This window comes from Caballeronia sp. KNU42 (assembly GCF_053760385.1).
This window is the reverse complement of record NZ_CM132390.1, coordinates 49,437-65,606: the sequence shown is the minus strand read 5'-3', so window position 1 is coordinate 65,606 and position 16,170 is coordinate 49,437. Positions and strand designations below refer to the sequence as shown.

Annotated in this window: 15 protein-coding genes; 8 read left to right on the top strand and 7 right to left on the bottom strand. The window is 61.2% G+C overall.

Translation table 11 applies throughout. The annotated features are described in order from the left end of the window. Positions 1-4: 4 nt before the first annotated feature. Positions 5-178: a hypothetical protein gene (locus ACSOSP_RS31740; protein WP_455314628.1), complete on the bottom strand. Its 174-nt coding sequence runs from the start codon at positions 176-178 to the stop codon at positions 5-7. Between the two features lie 421 nt (positions 179-599). Between ACSOSP_RS31740 and ACSOSP_RS31735 the strand changes: the two genes are divergently transcribed. After that, positions 600-2,012, top strand: coding sequence for an FAD-binding oxidoreductase (locus tag ACSOSP_RS31735; RefSeq protein WP_455314627.1), 1,413 nt, complete (start codon positions 600-602; stop codon positions 2,010-2,012). 13 nt (positions 2,013-2,025) lie between these two features. On the opposite strand, the gene ACSOSP_RS31730 is transcribed toward ACSOSP_RS31735, so the two are convergent. Continuing rightward, a complete protein-coding gene (locus ACSOSP_RS31730; protein ID WP_455314626.1) occupies positions 2,026-3,276 on the bottom strand; it encodes a D-amino acid dehydrogenase in 1,251 nt (416 codons plus the stop codon). 105 nt (positions 3,277-3,381) lie between these two features. Next, positions 3,382-4,284 carry a LysR family transcriptional regulator gene (locus ACSOSP_RS31725; RefSeq protein ID WP_455314625.1) on the bottom strand — a complete coding sequence of 301 codons (903 nt, stop codon included), beginning with the start codon at positions 4,282-4,284 and terminating at the stop codon, positions 3,382-3,384. Between the two features lie 249 nt (positions 4,285-4,533). On the opposite strand from ACSOSP_RS31725, the gene ACSOSP_RS31720 reads away from it, so the two are divergent. The 3 genes from ACSOSP_RS31720 to ACSOSP_RS31710 are packed head-to-tail and all read left to right on the top strand — an operon-like array spanning position 4,534 to position 8,732. Further along, on the top strand, positions 4,534-5,763 hold the full coding sequence (locus tag ACSOSP_RS31720) for an MFS transporter (protein ID WP_455314624.1): 1,230 nt from the start codon (positions 4,534-4,536) through the stop codon (positions 5,761-5,763). A 17-nt stretch (positions 5,764-5,780) separates the two neighbouring features. After that, positions 5,781-7,241 (top strand): M81 family metallopeptidase, encoded by a 1,461-nt coding sequence (locus tag ACSOSP_RS31715; protein WP_455314623.1) that lies wholly within the window; start codon positions 5,781-5,783, stop codon positions 7,239-7,241. Between the two features lie 21 nt (positions 7,242-7,262). After that, positions 7,263-8,732 carry an N-acyl-D-amino-acid deacylase family protein gene (locus ACSOSP_RS31710; protein WP_455314622.1) on the top strand — a complete coding sequence of 490 codons (1,470 nt, stop codon included), beginning with the start codon at positions 7,263-7,265 and terminating at the stop codon, positions 8,730-8,732. 146 nt (positions 8,733-8,878) lie between these two features. Here ACSOSP_RS31710 and ACSOSP_RS31705 read toward each other — a convergent pair whose 3' ends face one another. Both ACSOSP_RS31705 and ACSOSP_RS31700 read right to left on the bottom strand, forming a co-directional pair. Next, positions 8,879-9,115, bottom strand: coding sequence for a tautomerase family protein (locus tag ACSOSP_RS31705; RefSeq protein WP_455314621.1), 237 nt, complete (start codon positions 9,113-9,115; stop codon positions 8,879-8,881). A gap of 61 nt (positions 9,116-9,176) precedes the next feature. Next, the gene (locus ACSOSP_RS31700; protein ID WP_031365145.1) at positions 9,177-9,887 is read right to left on the bottom strand and encodes an SDR family NAD(P)-dependent oxidoreductase; all 711 of its coding nucleotides are present in this window, start codon (positions 9,885-9,887) and stop codon (positions 9,177-9,179) included. A gap of 345 nt (positions 9,888-10,232) precedes the next feature. On the opposite strand from ACSOSP_RS31700, the gene ACSOSP_RS31695 reads away from it, so the two are divergent. Beyond that, on the top strand, positions 10,233-11,144 hold the full coding sequence (locus ACSOSP_RS31695) for a LysR substrate-binding domain-containing protein (RefSeq protein ID WP_455314620.1): 912 nt from the start codon (positions 10,233-10,235) through the stop codon (positions 11,142-11,144). An 82-nt stretch (positions 11,145-11,226) separates the two neighbouring features. Here ACSOSP_RS31695 and ACSOSP_RS31690 read toward each other — a convergent pair whose 3' ends face one another. Then, the gene (locus ACSOSP_RS31690) at positions 11,227-11,616 is read right to left on the bottom strand and encodes a tautomerase family protein (RefSeq protein WP_455314619.1); all 390 of its coding nucleotides are present in this window, start codon (positions 11,614-11,616) and stop codon (positions 11,227-11,229) included. A 302-nt stretch (positions 11,617-11,918) separates the two neighbouring features. Between ACSOSP_RS31690 and ACSOSP_RS31685 the strand changes: the two genes are divergently transcribed. Then, on the top strand, positions 11,919-13,331 hold the full coding sequence (locus ACSOSP_RS31685; RefSeq protein WP_455314618.1) for an MmgE/PrpD family protein: 1,413 nt from the start codon (positions 11,919-11,921) through the stop codon (positions 13,329-13,331). A 66-nt stretch (positions 13,332-13,397) separates the two neighbouring features. Next, positions 13,398-13,577 carry a hypothetical protein gene (locus ACSOSP_RS31680; protein ID WP_455314617.1) on the top strand — a complete coding sequence of 60 codons (180 nt, stop codon included), beginning with the start codon at positions 13,398-13,400 and terminating at the stop codon, positions 13,575-13,577. 97 nt (positions 13,578-13,674) lie between these two features. On the opposite strand, the gene ACSOSP_RS31675 is transcribed toward ACSOSP_RS31680, so the two are convergent. Further along, positions 13,675-14,466: an alpha/beta fold hydrolase gene (locus ACSOSP_RS31675; RefSeq protein ID WP_455314616.1), complete on the bottom strand. Its 792-nt coding sequence runs from the start codon at positions 14,464-14,466 to the stop codon at positions 13,675-13,677. A gap of 151 nt (positions 14,467-14,617) precedes the next feature. Between ACSOSP_RS31675 and ACSOSP_RS31670 the strand changes: the two genes are divergently transcribed. Beyond that, complete coding sequence (locus tag ACSOSP_RS31670) at positions 14,618-16,099, top strand: HD domain-containing phosphohydrolase (protein ID WP_455314615.1); 1,482 nt, start codon at positions 14,618-14,620, stop codon at positions 16,097-16,099. Positions 16,100-16,170 lie beyond the last annotated feature (71 nt).

Here is a 16,170-nt window from a genome sequence, read left to right as displayed (position 1 = left end):
GTGTTCAGGACACGGAAGTTGCATGCGGCACGATGACAGCGCCTTGTGGACCGCCACCGCCTGGCCCACCATGTCCGGGACCACCCCAACCGCCGCCTCCCGGCGGCGGTCCCCACCAGCATCCTCCAAGTAACGATGTTGCGGCTGCGAGAGCTGCAATGGCTGCAATCTTTTTCATACTTCTCCTTCGGTTTTGGTGAGCTGCATTCGTCCATGCATTCGTTCACGCACTTGGCATGTCGCATGAACGGCATGACTGTTCCGAACTTATCAGCTTCAGCCAAGGCCATTTGCTACCGCGAGTAACCAAACCTTAACGGCAGCGCTCTCTGCAGGACGGGTCCAGACCCTTGCCGCGGACGCGGATCAACGCGCCATGGCCGCTTGCCCGGCACACCGTGCAGCCGGCGCGCTAACCGGACGATACAAAATGCAATATGGGGTAAGCCCTTGGCGATGGTTCGTAAGCAGCATCGCACCCGGAGTGGCAGGGTGAATCGCACGCGCCTGTGCATTGTTCCTTGGCGGCAATACCATTTGGTGTTCAGAATAGAGGCTGTAGCGGCGCGCCCGAAGCCGTGCATCGAGGGAGACAGGACATGGCAGTGAACGCAGCACAAAGCGCAGCATCAAGCGAAGCAGTCAGCGCGTTGCGGGAAGCGCTCGGCGCCCAGGTTGTGGCTTTACCCGATGAGTTTGGCGATCGCCGTGTCGAGGACTGGAGCGGACTGCCGGGCGCGGTGCCGCTCGCGCTCATCAGGCCACGTGACACCAGCGAGGTCGCAGCGGCACTCGAGATTTGCGCCCGTTACGCCCAACCCGTCGTCACGCAAGGCGGCCTGACGGGGCTCGTGGGCGGCGCCAATCTGCGTGGCGACGAGGTGGCGCTGAGCCTTGATCGCATGAACCGGATTGTGGAGATCGACCCTGTGTCGGGCACCATGACGGTTCAGGCCGGCACGCCGCTGCAAGTCGTACAGGAAGCGGCCAGCGCGGCCGGTTTCTATTTTCCGCTTGACCTGGGGGCACGCGGGAGTTGTTCCATCGGCGGTAATCTCGCCACCAACGCGGGCGGCAACCGGGTCATCAAGTACGGCATGATGCGCGACCAGGTGCTGGGCATCGAGGCCGTGCTGGCGAGCGGCGCGATCGTGGGCGGCCTCAACAAGATGATCAAGGACAACAGCGGCTACGATCTGCGCCACTTGCTGATCGGCAGCGAAGGCACGCTCGCGGTCATCACCCGCGCAGTGCTGCGCCTGCGTCCGAAGCCCACGGCAACGGCTACAGCATGGTGTGGATTGCCCAGCTTCGACGCCGTCACCACGCTGCTGCGACGCGCTCAGGCGGGGCTGGCTCCAGGCGTATCGGCGTTCGAAGTCATGTGGGCCGGGTATCACGACACCGTGCTTGCCAACCTGGATACTCTGCGTGCACCGCTTGACTCGCCCCATCCGTTCTATGTGTTGCTGGAGAGTGTTGGAACCGATCCTATCCGGCATGGCGACGCGTTCGAGGAGTTTCTGGCCTCGATGCTGGAGGAGGGTGTAGTGACCGACGCCGCGCTGGCTTCGAACGAAGCGCATGCGCAGGCGTTCTGGGCGATCCGTGATGCACCCGGTGAATATCAACGCTTCATCCCGAATCACGCGGCTTACGACGTCAGCTTTTCCATCGCGCAGGTGGGCGAGGCGGCGTCACGCTGCGAGGCGCAACTGCGCGCCCGGTGGCCCGATGCCACGATCATGATCTACGGCCATCTTGGCGATGGGAATATCCATATCGTGGTGGACGTACCCGGTTTGCCGAAGCGCGAGCACGACAAAATCGACCAGGTCATCTACGACGTGACGCGGGACTTCCGCGGATCCATTTCCGCGGAGCATGGGATCGGCATCAAGAAGAAACACTTCCTGCACCTGACGCGTTCGGAGGCCGATGTAGCGTCGATGCGCGCGATCAAGCAAGCGCTGGACCCCGCGCGCATTTTGAACCCCGGCAAGATTTTCTAGGGCGTGGTTTTGCTTAGAGTGCAAAACCGTCGAGCGGTACGGCCGGAGGGCGCTTTGCGATCAGGTCGGCAATTGAGCGGCCGCTCGCAAGCGCGAGCGTGAAACCGAGTGCGCCTTGTCCGAGGTTGAGCCAGAGGTTCTCGTAGTGGGTTGAATCGATGATCGGTGTGCTGTGCGGCGTGGCTGGCCGAAGGCCGCACCAGACCGTCGCTTCATCGAAATTGCCTGCGTCCGGAAACGCTGCGGCGGATTCTGCGCGCAGCGTGGCGACGCGAGATGGATCGATATCGGCACGACGACCCGTGACGTCGGCCATGCCGGCAATCCTCAGCCGGTCGCCGAGCCGGGCATAGACTATTTTGCGTTCGAAGTCGGTGATGCTGATATGTGGTGCGTTGCCATGCGGGTCGACCCGAGTGGTCAGGCTATAGCCCTTCAATGGATAAAGCGGAACCCGCACGGCCAGAGGCTTGAGCAGCGCCGCACTGGCGGCGCCGGCTGCCAGCACGATCTGATCTGCATCGATGGTTTTGTCGCCAGCCAGCGCCTCGATCCGGTGCGCGGCGCCCCGCGAGCGACGCAGGGCCGTGACGTTCGTGCCGAGCCGGAATTCCACGCCGCGTGAGCGCAGCAGGCGGGTCATCTCGACACAAAACTGGTAGCAGTCGCCGCTGTCTTCGCTTGGCGTAAAGATGCCTCCTTGCAATTGCCCCGCAAGATGCGCAAGCGCGGGTTCCTTTTGCACACACTCGCTAGTGCTGAGCGCCTGCTGTTCGCAACCGAGTGAGCGTTGGTAATCGAGCAGGCGCAAAGCGGCGTCGAACGAAGCACGCTTGCGATGCACGACCAGCTTGCCGGCATTCGAGTGGCTAAAGCGCAGGTCCGGTTCGCTCGCCTGCAGTTGGCGCATCAAGTCACGGCTCAGGAACGATAGAGCCAACAGTCGCCGGGTGGACAACTCGCTTTTGCGCTGCGTGCACGCGCAGACAAACTGCGCAAGCCAACGCCATTGGTCCGGATCGAGGCGCGGCCGAAAGCGGATCGGCGAGTCACCACGCAACAACCAGGATGGCAGCTTCGACAGTATCCCTGGACCCGCGAGCGGGGCGACATAGCTGTAGGAAAGCTGCCCGCCGTTGGCGAAGCTGGATTCGAGTGCAACGCCCTCATTGCGTTCGACGACAGTGACGGTATGGCCGTCCTCTCGCAGATACCAGGCTGTCGCCAGGCCGGTGACGCCTGCTCCGAGTACGAGCACATGCATGGGATGGGTCGATGGTTGGTTGAGCGAGATGTCATTGTTCTGCAGCTCGCAAACGGCGTCCAATATCGACCAGCGCCCGCGCTATAGCCGTGAGTTATAGCGGATCTAACCGAGCGGGTCCTGTGGCGCGTCCTCGCGCAGGAACTCGATGAGCCGCTCCGCCGATTGTGGCGGTGGCCGCGAGTGTTCGGTCACGGCGTACACCGTCAGGGTCTCGTCGATCGCTAGCGGCCGGATCTGGATGTCCGGATGATGCTGGGGATAATTCGCCGTGAACGAGTCGACTATCGCGATGCCGATGCGCTGCTGCACCAGCGACTTCCCAAGCGGATAGGTCTGCACTGAAAGATTACTGACTGGAGGCTCAGCAGCGTCGGCGAGCCACGCGGAAAGGATTGACCCAAGATAGTCGTCCGGGTCGATGGTGATCAGCGGTTGCCCCGCCAGATCGTCTGCTGTCAGCGGCTGGTCGAGCAGCGCGTCTTCCCACCAGCCGGCCGGCGCAATGGCGCAGAGCGTGCTTTCACAGACAGGCGTCGCAACCAGGTTGGGATGCGAGACGGGCCGCATGGTCAGCCCGAGCTCGATCTCATCGAGCAGCAGCGCATGTTCGATCTCGCGTGTGTGCGCGACGCTCAGTTCGCACTTGGACTGCGGAAACGCGCGGCACCAGCGCGCCATGACCGAGGGCAACGCATGGTGTGCGAGCGCCGGTGTAGCGGCAACCCGCAACGGGCGGTCAGCGCCGTGCGCAAGGCTCGTGACAAGGCGGCGGATGCGCTTCAGTTGTTCATCGAACGGGCCGAGTTCTTCGCGCAGGCGCAGCGCTTCGGGGGTGGGCACCAGCTTTCCCTTGCTGCGCAGGAACAGCGCGAAACCGGCGGACTGCTCGGCATGCTGCAGCATTTTGCTGACCGCGGGCTGCGAGATATGCAGGAGCTTGGCCGCGCCGTTGGTCGACCCGGTCAGCATGATCGCGCTGAAAATTTCGATATGTCGCAAACGCACCTGAGTCTCCCTGGATTGACATCGCCATGCAGCTTACGACACGCTTCGAGCGTTTGGAACAAGGCTTTCGGCTCGGACCGCCCGCTGCTCCCGTCAAGTCCCCTATAACGCAGGGTTATATTTTGGGATTTTATTTTCATTAGACGCGCTCCGCACGCGCCCTCATATTCGGTCTGCTGGCCGGTCCCGCGCCCTGGACAGCAGCGGGGTATTGCGTGCGTCGTAGCGCTAACGTGGTGTGGAGGGCTTATGGAGTCAGCGGGGTATGTGTTTTCCCGGACGCAAAAAATGGTGTGCCTGTCGGGCCTGTTCCTCGCGTGGGCGGTCGGCTACGCGGACCGGATCCTGATGAGCACCGCGATCATCCCCATCAGCCACGAATTCGCGCTCGATACCCGGCAAGCCGGCATGTTGCTGAGCGCGTTCTACGTGAGTTATGCATTCATGCAGCTTGCAGGCGGGTGGCTGTCGGACCGCTTCGGCTCGCGCATCATCGTGGTGTTATGCATCGTCATGTGGTCGGTGTTCACCGGCGCGACGAGTTTGGCGTGGTCGTTCGCCTCGCTGCTGGCTATCCGCTTCATGTTCGGCATGGGCGAGGGCAGCTTCTCACCGGCCAGTTCGGTAACGGTCGCCGAGGTCTTTCCCAAGCCCGAGCGGGCACGCGCCAAGTCGTTCCTGATCTCAACCACCTTCTTGGGCAATGCGGCCGGATCAGGTTTGATCGCGCTCACTGTCGTGCATCTGGGCTGGCGTGGGTCATTCCATATTCTTGCCGGCGCGGGTGTGTGCGTCGCGCTGATCCTGTGGCTCTCGCTGCGTGGCGGTGTCGCGCAGCAAAGGGCGCGCGTCGCGAACCAGCCCCGGCATTTGTGGCGCTCGCTGCTGCGTATCCGGATGGCGTGGAAGCTGACCGCCATCTGGTTCTTCACGAGCATGCTGTATGTCGGCGTACAGTCGTGGATGCCGTCGTATCTGATGAAGACCTACGGTATCGATCTGCTTCACATCAGTCTGGCGGTGACGGTGCCGAACCTGATCGCGTTCGCGGGCACGAACGTGGTCGGCTTGCTGCTCGACAAATACGGCAAAAGCAAGGAACGCATGTTCCTCATGATGGGTGCACTCATGAGCGCAGTGTTTCTGGCCTTGATGATTACGACCACCATGATCTCGCTGCTGTTGATCTACTGGACGTTCTTTTCGCTGTCGTTCAACTTCGTCTATGCAACCGTATTTTCAGCGCCGCTGCGGCATTTCCCCGAGCATTTGGTCGGCAGCGCCACGGGCTTGATGAACTTCGGCGGACAGATTGCAGGATCGATTGCACCCGTGGCCATGGGCACGCTAATCGCAGCGTTCAACGGCTCGTTTTTTGCTGCGTTCTGGCTGCTGCTGATTGCCGCGATCCTGGCGGTGCTGGTGGCGTCGACATGGAGTCCTGCAAGCGAGCCGCCCCTGCCGAGCCTGCAAACCTGATTATCAAAGGAGCACTGATGCGCGTGTTTACCGGCAGCCTCGCGACGGAAACGAACACCTTCGCACCCATCCCGACAGGCCTCGGCGCGTTCCATGATCGCGGCTATTTCCGGGCTGGGCAGCATCCCGACGAAATGACTTTCTTCGGCGGTCCATTATGGGCGGCACGTCAACGCGCCGCGACCTATGGCTGGACCGTAATCGAAGGGCTTGTTGCATCGGCGAATCCCGGCGGCATGGTCACGCGCCTGGCATATGAGACCTTGCGTAACGAGTTGTTGGCGGATCTGCGCGCAGCCATGCCTGTCGATATCGTGTTGCTTGGCCTGCACGGCGCAATGGTGGCTGACGGCTACGACGATTGCGAAGGCGACCTGCTGCGCGAGGTCCGCCAAATTGTCGGCCCCGACACTGTGATCGGCGCGGAGCTGGACCCGCATGCGCACCTGAGCGAAGCGATGGTCAGCCATGCCAACGTGCTCATCATGTTCAAGGAGTACCCGCATACGGACGTGCTGGAGCGGGCGCTGGAACTGGCCGATCTCTGTCAGCGCACAGCGGTGGGCGAGATCGATCCGGTCGCGGCGGTGGTGGATTGCGGCATGGTCGTGCCGATCCACACCACGCGCGAACCCGGCCGCTCGCTGACAGATCGCGCCCAGGCGCTGGAGGGACACGACGGCGTGTTGTCGATCTCGATCGTGCAAGGTTTCGCAACGGGGGACGTCAAGGACATGGGCACCAAGGTCCTGGTCTATGCGGATGGCGACGCGCCCATGGCGCAAACCATTGCGAGGCGTTTCGCCGATGAGGTCATCACCCTGCGCGACGCGTTGCTCGTGCGTTACCTCGATATCGACGCGGCGCTCGACCGCGCGCTGGCGTCCGCCGGCGCGCCGGTGGTGCTGGCGGACCGCTCGGACAATCCGGGCAGCGGCGCGGCGGGCGACTCGACCTTCATCCTGCAGCGCATGCTCGCGCGCGGCATTGGCGATGCTGCGCTCGGGCCGTTATGGGATCCGGTGGCGGTCGGCATCGCCTTCGATGCCGGCGCAGGCGCCACGCTGGATCTGCGGATCGGGGGCAAGATCGGGCCGCAGTCGGGTACGCCGGTCGATGGACGATGCCTGGTGCGCGCCGTGTTCCCCGAGATGACCATGACCGGTCAGGCCGGCACGCCATCTCCGCTCGGCGACTGTGCGCTGGTCGAATTGCAGGGCATTGAGATTGTGCTGTCCACGCGCCGCGCGCAGGCGCTCAACATCGACCTGTTCACGCAGCTTGGGTGCGACCCGGCAAGCAAGAAGATTGTGGTGGTGAAGTCGGCACAGCATTTTCACGCGTCGTTCTCCACGATTGCTCACGAGATCATCTATGTTGGCGCACCCGGTTCCGCCAGTCCTGACTGGTCGGCGTTACCGTATAAAAAGATCAAGCTGCCAAAATGGCCCATTCACAACCGGCCGCCCGCCAAATAATGACGCAATGGACTTTCTCTCATGACTAATCAGGAATCCGAGATATTCGACATCATCATTCGCGGTGGCACGGTGATCGACGGCACGCGTCGGCCGCGCTTTGACGCCGACGTGGGTATTCGCGACGGACGTATCGCAAAGATCGGCGACCTGCGTGCATCTACAGGGGCGAAGATCATCGATGCGGCGGCCAGGATCGTCGCACCGGGCTTCATCGATTCGCACACTCACGACGATGCCGCCGTTCTCTTCGATCCGGAGATGACCTGCAAGATCTCGCAGGGCGTCACCACGGTCGTGACCGGCAACTGCGGTATCAGCCTCGCGCCATTGAGCCCGGATGCACCGCGCCCGATGCCGTTGAGCTTGCTGACCGGGGATGAAAACGCCCCACACGCCAGCTTTTCGCGTTTCGCCGACTATCTCGACGCGGTTCGCCGCTCGCCATCGTCCGTCAACGTAGCCGCTATGGTGGGTCACACCAGCCTGCGTGTGATGACAATGGATTCGCTCGACCGCGCCGCCAATGACCGTGAAATCGAAGCGATGCAGGGCTTGCTGAGCGAAGCGCTGGAAGCTGGTGCAATCGGTATCTCGACGGGCACGTACTATCCACCTGCCTCCGCCGCGCCAATGGAGGAAGTGATCAGCGTATGCCGCCCGTTGACCGGCACCGGTGCGGTCTATGTGACGCACATGCGTAACGAAGCAGACGGCTGTATCGACTCCCTCAACGAAACGTTCGAGATCGGCCGCGCGCTTAACGTGCCAGTCGTGATTTCACATCACAAGCTGCAACGCGAAGCGAACTTCGGCAAGTCGGCGCTCACGTTGCCGCTGATCCGTGCGGCCATGCAGTGCCAGTGCGTTGGGCTCGATTGTTATCCCTACGATGCCAGCTCGACCATGCTCCACACCGATGAAACGAAACTTCAGGGCCGGGTGCGCATTGCGACGAGTGAGGCGCACCCCGAACTGGCGGGACGCGATCTGGGTGAGATTGCAGGAGAGTGGGGCGTAAGCCGCTCCGAGGCGTCCAGACGCTTGCAACCCGCAAGCGCGATCTACTTCAGCATGGACGAGAACGATGTACGTCGCATCCTGGCATTCGAAGAAACCATGATCGGATCGGACGGGCTGGCATTAGGCGAGAAGCCGCATCCGCGCTTGTGGGGTACCTTCCCCCGTGTGCTTGGACACTACAGTCGCGATGTCGGTTTGTTTCCGCTGGAAACCGCGGTGTGGAAGATGAGCGGCCTAACCGCGAAGAACTTTGGCTTGACCGGGCGTGGCACGCTTGAGGTGGGCAATTACGCCGATGTCGTCATATTCGACGCCGCCACGATCAGGGACCGGGCGACCTACGATACGCCGACCGAAGCCGCCGACGGCGTGGAGGCTGTCGTGGTGAACGGGGAGTTGACGTGGTGGCGAGGCGCGCACTGCGGCGCGCGCGCGGGGAAAGTGATTGTCCGATCGGGGCTGAGCTAAGGCATAAAAGCCCCGCGCGCACGGTCACCTAGCGATCCGCGGCTTCGATCGTGTTCAAACAGAGGGCGAAGCACTTTAACTTAAAGTGCTTCGCCACGTCCTGCGCAATGACCCATCCATCTGACGTAAAGCAAACGATCCGGAAGTCACTGCGCTTTCAATGCTCGCTGCTTGCGGAATTCGTTGACCGGTAGTCCGCCCCAGCCCCAGTTCTCGGTATCCACCTCTTCAATCACAACAAAGGTCGCTTCAAGAGGCTTGTTCAGTACGTCGAGCAACACCTGGCTGACTCCCTTGATAAGCTGAGCCTTCTCATCCGCTGTGACCGAGTCACGTCCTGGTGCGGACCCTTCGCGGGTAACTTGAATGGTGACAATAGGCATGACGTTTTCTCCCCTGGTGATTCACCAAAAAAGGCGCCCGCTGAAGGGCGCCCGGAAATACTTAGTGACCAGCGATCTGGCCGCCGTCCACATGCAGGATCTCGCCCGTCACGAAAGGCGCCGAGTCCAGGTACAGGATGGCGTTCACGATATCGCTCATCTCGCCCATATGACCCATGGGATGCAGTGCGCCGAGCGCCGCATGCGTTTCAGGTGCGTGCATCGGCGACTTGATGATGCCCGGCGCGACGGCGTTAGCGCGAATGCCGCTCTTGGCGTACTCGATCGCGAGCGACCGCGTGGCGGCATTCAGGCCGCCCTTCGTCAGCGATGCCAGTACCGACGGCACACCGCTGATGGCCGAGTCGGCCAAGGTGGTCGAGATGCTGACCACGTGACCACTGGAGTTCTTCTCCATTTCGGCAATCGCCAGCTGCGTGATATGGAAGAACCCGGCGAGGTTCACGCTCGTGATAGCGGCGTAGTCTTCCTCGGTGTACTGGGTGAAAGGTTTAGCGATAAAAATGCCGGCGTTGTTGACGAGCGTATCGATGCGGCCAAAGCGTGCCACGCCTTCGCTGATCACGCGACGCGCCGTGTCACGGTCACCGATATCACCCGCCACCGTCAGAACGTTGGCGTCATCCGACGGCTTGATGCTTCGTGCTGTTGCGACAACGCGGTAGTCCCGTTCCCGGAAAGCCTTGACTAGTTCTGCGCCAATTCCTTGCGACGCGCCAGTGATGACCACAACCTTTTGTGACGTGCTCATGGTAAGCCTCTGAATAAGTAGATTAAGCTCTCTTGACCGTCCGGATCGACGGCATCTGGAAGTGCTGAACGCAGTCTAGGCGCGTGCACGTCGAGTTCGAATACCCGCCATGGACAAACAGTCTTGCGCGGCAAGAACAAATCGGGCGCGTGGCCGGCGGCATCGAATGGCGCGTCCGCACCGTGATGTACGATGCAGCGTAAGGGGACGCTTAAAACCTGCGAACCGGTTCGTGGTTGGGAGGTCATGGGTTCATGCCGGTCCGCCTCGCCGGCATTGGCCCGGTTCGAAACGCGATCAAGGCCGCGTCGAAACGAGCACTAATTTTTATGACATCGAGAGACTATGCAGCGTCAATTTGAAGGCGTTCTGTTGGGCAGTATCGAACTGTTCTGCCTGGCTGCCGAGCTGGAAAGTTTCACGGCCGCCGCCGCGGCTGCGAGCGTGAATCCGGCTGCGGTGAGCCGTACGGTAGCGGGCCTTGAGAAACGCCTCGGCGTACAACTGTTCGTCCGGACAACGCGGCAAATCCGGCTGACCGATCCGGGGAAGCGCTACTTCGAGCAGTGCCGGGAAGCGCTGAACCACTTGGTGGATGCGGAGCGGGAAGCGACCGGGCAACAGACGACGCCGGCCGGCGTCCTGCGAATCAGCATGCCGACGCCGTATGCCCACTATCGCGTGCTTCCCCTGCTGGCGGAATTTCGCAAGCGTTATCCCGGCGTCACAGTCGAAACGCACCTCAGTAACCGCAACATCGATTTCGCGGACGAAGGCTTCGACCTGGCGATCCGGGGGCGTGCGCCTCGCGATTCAGGCCTGATCGCGCGCAAGCTCGAGGACTCGGAACTGGTGGTCGTGGCTTCACCGGTCTATTTGCGCAGAGCCAACAAACTGAAGACCCTGGACGATCTGGCGAACCACGAGTGCATCCAGTTCGAGTTGCCAAGCAGCGGCCGCAACATACCGTGGGAGTTCAATCAAGACGGCAACAGCGTGGAAATCTCGACGCTCGGAGGGGTCGGGTCGTCGGGCGATGTGCTTGCCGGCGTGACCCTGGCGCGTCATGGCGCGGGGTTATTCCAGACCTATCGGTTCGTGGTCGAGAAGGACATCGCGGACGGCACACTCATTGAATTGCTTCCCCAATATGGCGGTTGCTCGCGACCGTTCATCCTGCTTTATCCGCATGGCCGGCATCTGGCTTCACGGGTGCGCGGCTTTGTGGACTTCCTGATGGAAAAACTGGGCGAATAGATGACCGGCCACCGGCCGGTACACAATGCTGCGCTGGTTCGTTCAGCGACCTGAAACTGCGCGCTTAGCGCGGGCTGCAGGGTCAAAGATCGCCCGTCAGGTATTGTGCGACTCCGTTTCCAAAACTCCAGTCATCGTCGGAGTTTGAGGTGAAGGAGACGATCACATCGCTCGGCTCAATGTTGCACGCCTCTTTGAGCTCTCGGCAAAGCTCTGCATAAAATACCTGTTTCGACGCCTGCGACCTTGCGCGGCTAACCACCGATACGATCACCAGATTGCTGGTTCTCTCGATCCCCAGGCCGGTATCCTGCGCGATAGCGCGCGACGGCTTATGTTCTGTGACTATCTGGTAGCGATCTCTTTCTGGAACCGCGAAGGCGGTCAGAACGGCTCGATGTGCGGCATCGAGCAAGGTCGTAATCTCGGCGTCTGTTCTTCCTTCAATCATGTCGAAGCGGATTAATGGCATGAGCTTTACTCTCGTAGTAGGAAGCGAAAATTCGCTGATCAACGCGGGTTGCGGATGAAGCTAGTCTAGGACAGCAGGGCGATCCGAGAAATCGTCCTGGTGAAAAATCATTGTTTTCAGTAGCGAACAATCACGCGCCAGGCGCTTTCCCTTCCGGTGAGCTTGAGAGCGCAGGAAGGTATCTGCTGGATAGATAGCCCTATCCCAACCATTCGCTTGATATCCATTGTGATTGGTGAGAATTTGCATCAAGTCCTGTGTATCGATGCCGCTCCACGAGCGCCGCAACTTTTCCTGAGGTCATGATGAGTACACCTACAACCGTTCAACGCATCGGAAAGTTCGCTTATGACGCGCGCGTGAGCCACCTCACGCCGGCGGCGCGGAGCGTGTTCAAGCGAAATATCCTTGATAGCCTGGGCTGCGCAATTGCCGCGTTGCCCGGGACGCAGTTCAAGGCGCTTCGAGAGCAGTTCGACGAGTACGGCCGTTCGGGGTCGTGCTCATTGATCGGAGGCGGCACGACCTCGCCAGACCAGGCCGCGTTGTACAACTCAGGACTTGTGCGTTACGTGGATCTTCTCGACAGTTATATGTCTCCTGGAGGCCTCTGTCATCCGAGTGACAACTTCGGCACGATCCTGGCTGCTGCCGATCACACGAGCGCCAGCGGCGAGGACTTCATGCTCGCCCTCGCCGTGGCCTATGAGATCGGATGCCGCATCACCGCGATTGTCCCGGTGATGGCGAAAGGGTTTAATCACGCGATTCAACTGGCCATCTCAGCTGCTGCAGGGTCGGGCAAACTGCTTGGTCTCGATGCCGATCAGATCGCCCATGCAATCGCAATTGCGACAGTCGATAACGTGTCGTTGACGTGTGTCCACTCCGAGCCGGTTTCGCAGTGGAAGGGTTTTTCGCCGGCCATTACCGGCATGCGGGCTGTCTATTCAGCGTCCCTCGCCAAACGTGGTTTCACGGGCCCGCTGCGTCTCTTCGAAGGACCTAACGGCCTGGTGCGGATGTTTGATCAGCCCATCGACGTGGACTGGGATGACCACCGACTGGAGATCATCCACCAGACGATCATGAAGAAGTACTGCTCGCTTATTCACGGTCAGCCCGTCCTCGAGGCAACGCTTGATCTCAAGCGCAGGCACGGCGTGAAGAGCGATGAGGTCGACGAAGTCCTGTGTGACATCTTCCAGAGCGGCTTCGATATCGCCGGGGGTGGCAGCTTCGGCCCAAAGGATGATCCGCAGACCAAGGAGCAGGCCGACTACAACCTCAAGTATCTGATTGCAGTGGCATTGCTCGATGATCAGGTGGGTCCCGCTCAGCTTGAACCGGCGCGCGTCCAGGCGGCCGACGCGCACGCGCTGCTCGCGAAAGTGACGGTGCGGCCGGATGCGGGATTCTCGGCGCAGTATCCGCAGGCATTGAACGTCAGGGTGACGATCAAATGCAACGACGGCCGTGTTTTCTCCAAGGAGCACGTCGGCTTCGAAGGTGGGCTTGACAAGCCCTTCACGTGGGAACGTGCGGTCGAAAAATTCCATTGGCTGAGCGAGCAATACGCGGATGAGACGCTTCGCGGCCAGATCATTCAGCTGGTCTCAACGATCGATGAACACCCGGTCAAGGAGTTGATGCAACTCCTGGCGGGGGTCAGTCCGGAACCACGGTTCCCGGTGAGACATCCGGGGATTCAATGAGCATAGCAATCCTTAGGAGATTTGAACGGTCGTTGTTTCTTGCGGCATGCGGCATGCGCCACCGTTGTGTCCGCGAACTCGCGCAAAGAGAGTCGTGATGCACACGCCGCCGCTGATTTTCTCGACCGGGACGGCGGCGACTGGCTTCGGCATACATTGTGGTTAAAGCACGTACCTTCTGAGCGAAGTCCGAGGCGCTCGAGACACGAGAGTGCGACCAAGTCATTCGAACGATCGCGATGTTGAAAGTCCGATCAGCCATAAGCGCGCATTCCGGACTAACTCAAGGCGAAGGCTCCCGGCCAGCGATGACCAAGAGCCTCGCCGAAAGCCTCCAACCGACTTATTGCGTCGCACGCGCCGCAGCGATGATCGCCGCAGCGACGTCAGCCGGCTTTGACAGCATCGCGACGTGGCTCGCATCAACCTTCACAACAGTCGCGCCAATCTCCTGCGCCATTGCGCTCTGCAAAGCCGGAGGAATCATGCGGTCCTTTTCCGTCAATACCCACCACGACGGTTTGTTATGCCACGCGGCTTCTGACACCTTGTCATCGGTACAGCCGGCGAACCACGGACCTTGCGTCGCCGCTACGAGCCGGGCTTGTGCAACCGGCAAGTCCTGGGCGAAGTCGTGAATGATCGCATCGGTCGAAAGTGTCAGATACCCGGCCGAATCCTTCTGCAGCGCGGACGCCCATGACGGCGCCGGCTTCCCCTTCAGCACGTCGTTGATCGACTGATCCTTGTCGAGCGCAAAAGCGGCGACATACACCAGCGCTTTCACCTTGTCGTCGTTACCGGCTTGCGTAATGACTGCACCGGCCCATGAATGGCCGACCAGAATGACGGGACCGTTCTGTTGCTCGATCACGCGTTTCGTGGCCGCAGCATCGTCGTCTAGCGACTTGAGTGAATTTTGCACCGCCACCACGTGCAAGCCTTTCGCCTGCAGAATCGGGATAACCTTATCCCAGCTCGATCCATCGGCAAACGCGCCGTGCACCAGCACCACGTTCTTGCCCTTGAGGTCGTCAGGCGCCGACGCGGCGCTGGCCGGGGTGAATGCGGAAAGTGACAGCAGGCCTCCAAGCAGCAGCGTAGCGGCCACGCATTTTTTAAGCAGGGTGTTCATAATGTAAATCCTCTTGGAGAAATCGGCTGGGGACGGAATTCAGTGCGCGGATTGGAGAATGCGCTGATTGGGCGAGCCCTTGTATCGGTCAAATGACCGAGTCCGACCTGACGGGCGCTATACGCGAGCAGCGAAAAATGAGGCGAAACTGATGCAAGACGTATCTCCTATCCGGGTGCTGGACGCCGTCAAGGCGCTTGCATTTGTCGGCGACCTCAGCATGGGGCAGCCAACCGATCATTCAATGCGTACCGGCTGGCTTGCCGCGCGGCTCGCCGCCGACGCCGGCCACGACGACACGCAGTGCGGCGTTGTCAAGGAGGTATCGCTGCTGCGCTGGTCGGGTTGCACGGCGAACGCAGCGGGTTTCTCGGAGTGGCTGGGCGACGACATCGCCAGCCGGTCCGATATGCTTGCGATGCGTCCCGGATGGGCCGGCGACGACGAATCACCGGCACGCTTCGGTGCGGCAATCACGCCGCTTGCGCAGATTCACTGCGAAGTATCGGGCGAGGTCGCGCGCATGCTCGGACTGGGCGGCGCCACTCAGGCGGCGTTGCGGCACATTTTCGAAAGTTGGGATGGCGGCGGTTTTCCGAACCAGACACAAGGCGGCAGCGTGCCCGATGCCGTGTTTCTCGTCGCGTTGGCCGGTGATATCGAGATTTTTAGCCGGATCTATGGAGTGGAGCAGGCGAAAGCGTTGATCACCCAGAAGGCCGGTCATCATTATCCGCACGCGCTCGCGCAACTCGCATTGTCCCGCTCGGCGGAGTGGCTGGACGAACTCGAACAGTGGAGTGCGTCGGCGCCCGACGACGCCCTGCATACCCAGCCGATGCAGCAAACGAGCGCGCCGGAAATCATCGCCGATGTGATCGACCTGAAGCTGCCCTGGATGGCCGGCTATTCACGGCGCGTGGCCGAAGCATCCGCCGCGTGTTGCGCGCGCCTGGGCCTGGGTGAGCCGGCAGAGCGCCGCGTGTACCTCGCGGGTTTGATCCACGGCATGGGGCGCGCAGCCGTGCCGAATGCGATATGGAATACGCCGGGTCGCTTGCCCGCGGCAGCCTGGGAGAAGGTGCGGCTGGTCCCTTACTGGACCGCACGGGCGGGCAAGCAGATCGGCGGCCTCGCTCGCGAATCGGAGATTGCTTCGCTTGCCTATGAGCGTCTGGACGGTTCGGGCTATTTCCGGGGAGCCGCAGGTGAGGGCATTGCTCGTGAAGGGCAAGTGCTTGCTGCCTCCGCAGCCTGGGTCGCGTTGCGCTCGAAGCGTCCCTGGCGTGAGGCCCTTTCCCCCGAGGGTGCCACCACAGTGATGCGTGAGCAGGCGTTGGCAGGGCGCTTCAATGCCGATGCTGTCAGTGCACTGATCTCGAATGAACGTGACGAGTATGACGGCGGCGGAATTTGGGTTAAACCCCGCTCGGTTCAAGGCACGCTGCTGTCGCCTCGTGAATCGGAGGTGCTTCGTCACATCAGCCTGGGCGCCAGTAACAAGGAGGTCGCAAAGGCGCTGGAGTTGAGTCCCAGCACGGTGCGCACGCACGTCGAAAGCGTATTCCGCAAGCTCGAATGCTCGACGCGTGCGGCGGCCACCCTGAAGGCGTCGACGCTTAAACTGATTTGATGTCGAGGCGATTCATTCGGCCGCGCTTGGATTCGCGCCCGTCAACGGGTATCGAAGCAGCGCATCGGTTC

What these genes read in the sequence shown, in the direction of transcription:
- ACSOSP_RS31740 (WP_455314628.1), bottom strand. Translation starts at nt 178, where the DNA reads ATGAAAAAGATTGCAGCCATTGCAGCTCTCGCAGCCGCAACATCGTTA.
- ACSOSP_RS31735 (WP_455314627.1), top strand. Translation starts at nt 600, where the DNA reads ATGGCAGTGAACGCAGCACAAAGCGCAGCATCAAGCGAAGCAGTCAGC.
- ACSOSP_RS31730 (WP_455314626.1), bottom strand. Translation starts at nt 3,276, where the DNA reads ATGCATGTGCTCGTACTCGGAGCAGGCGTCACCGGCCTGGCGACAGCC.
- ACSOSP_RS31720 (WP_455314624.1), top strand. Translation starts at nt 4,534, where the DNA reads ATGGAGTCAGCGGGGTATGTGTTTTCCCGGACGCAAAAAATGGTGTGC.
- ACSOSP_RS31715 (WP_455314623.1), top strand. Translation starts at nt 5,781, where the DNA reads ATGCGCGTGTTTACCGGCAGCCTCGCGACGGAAACGAACACCTTCGCA.
- ACSOSP_RS31710 (WP_455314622.1), top strand. Translation starts at nt 7,263, where the DNA reads ATGACTAATCAGGAATCCGAGATATTCGACATCATCATTCGCGGTGGC.
- ACSOSP_RS31705 (WP_455314621.1), bottom strand. Translation starts at nt 9,115, where the DNA reads ATGCCTATTGTCACCATTCAAGTTACCCGCGAAGGGTCCGCACCAGGA.
- ACSOSP_RS31700 (WP_031365145.1), bottom strand. Translation starts at nt 9,887, where the DNA reads ATGAGCACGTCACAAAAGGTTGTGGTCATCACTGGCGCGTCGCAAGGA.
- ACSOSP_RS31695 (WP_455314620.1), top strand. Translation starts at nt 10,233, where the DNA reads ATGCAGCGTCAATTTGAAGGCGTTCTGTTGGGCAGTATCGAACTGTTC.
- ACSOSP_RS31690 (WP_455314619.1), bottom strand. Translation starts at nt 11,616, where the DNA reads ATGCCATTAATCCGCTTCGACATGATTGAAGGAAGAACAGACGCCGAG.
- ACSOSP_RS31685 (WP_455314618.1), top strand. Translation starts at nt 11,919, where the DNA reads ATGATGAGTACACCTACAACCGTTCAACGCATCGGAAAGTTCGCTTAT.
- ACSOSP_RS31675 (WP_455314616.1), bottom strand. Translation starts at nt 14,466, where the DNA reads ATGAACACCCTGCTTAAAAAATGCGTGGCCGCTACGCTGCTGCTTGGA.
- ACSOSP_RS31670 (WP_455314615.1), top strand. Translation starts at nt 14,618, where the DNA reads ATGCAAGACGTATCTCCTATCCGGGTGCTGGACGCCGTCAAGGCGCTT.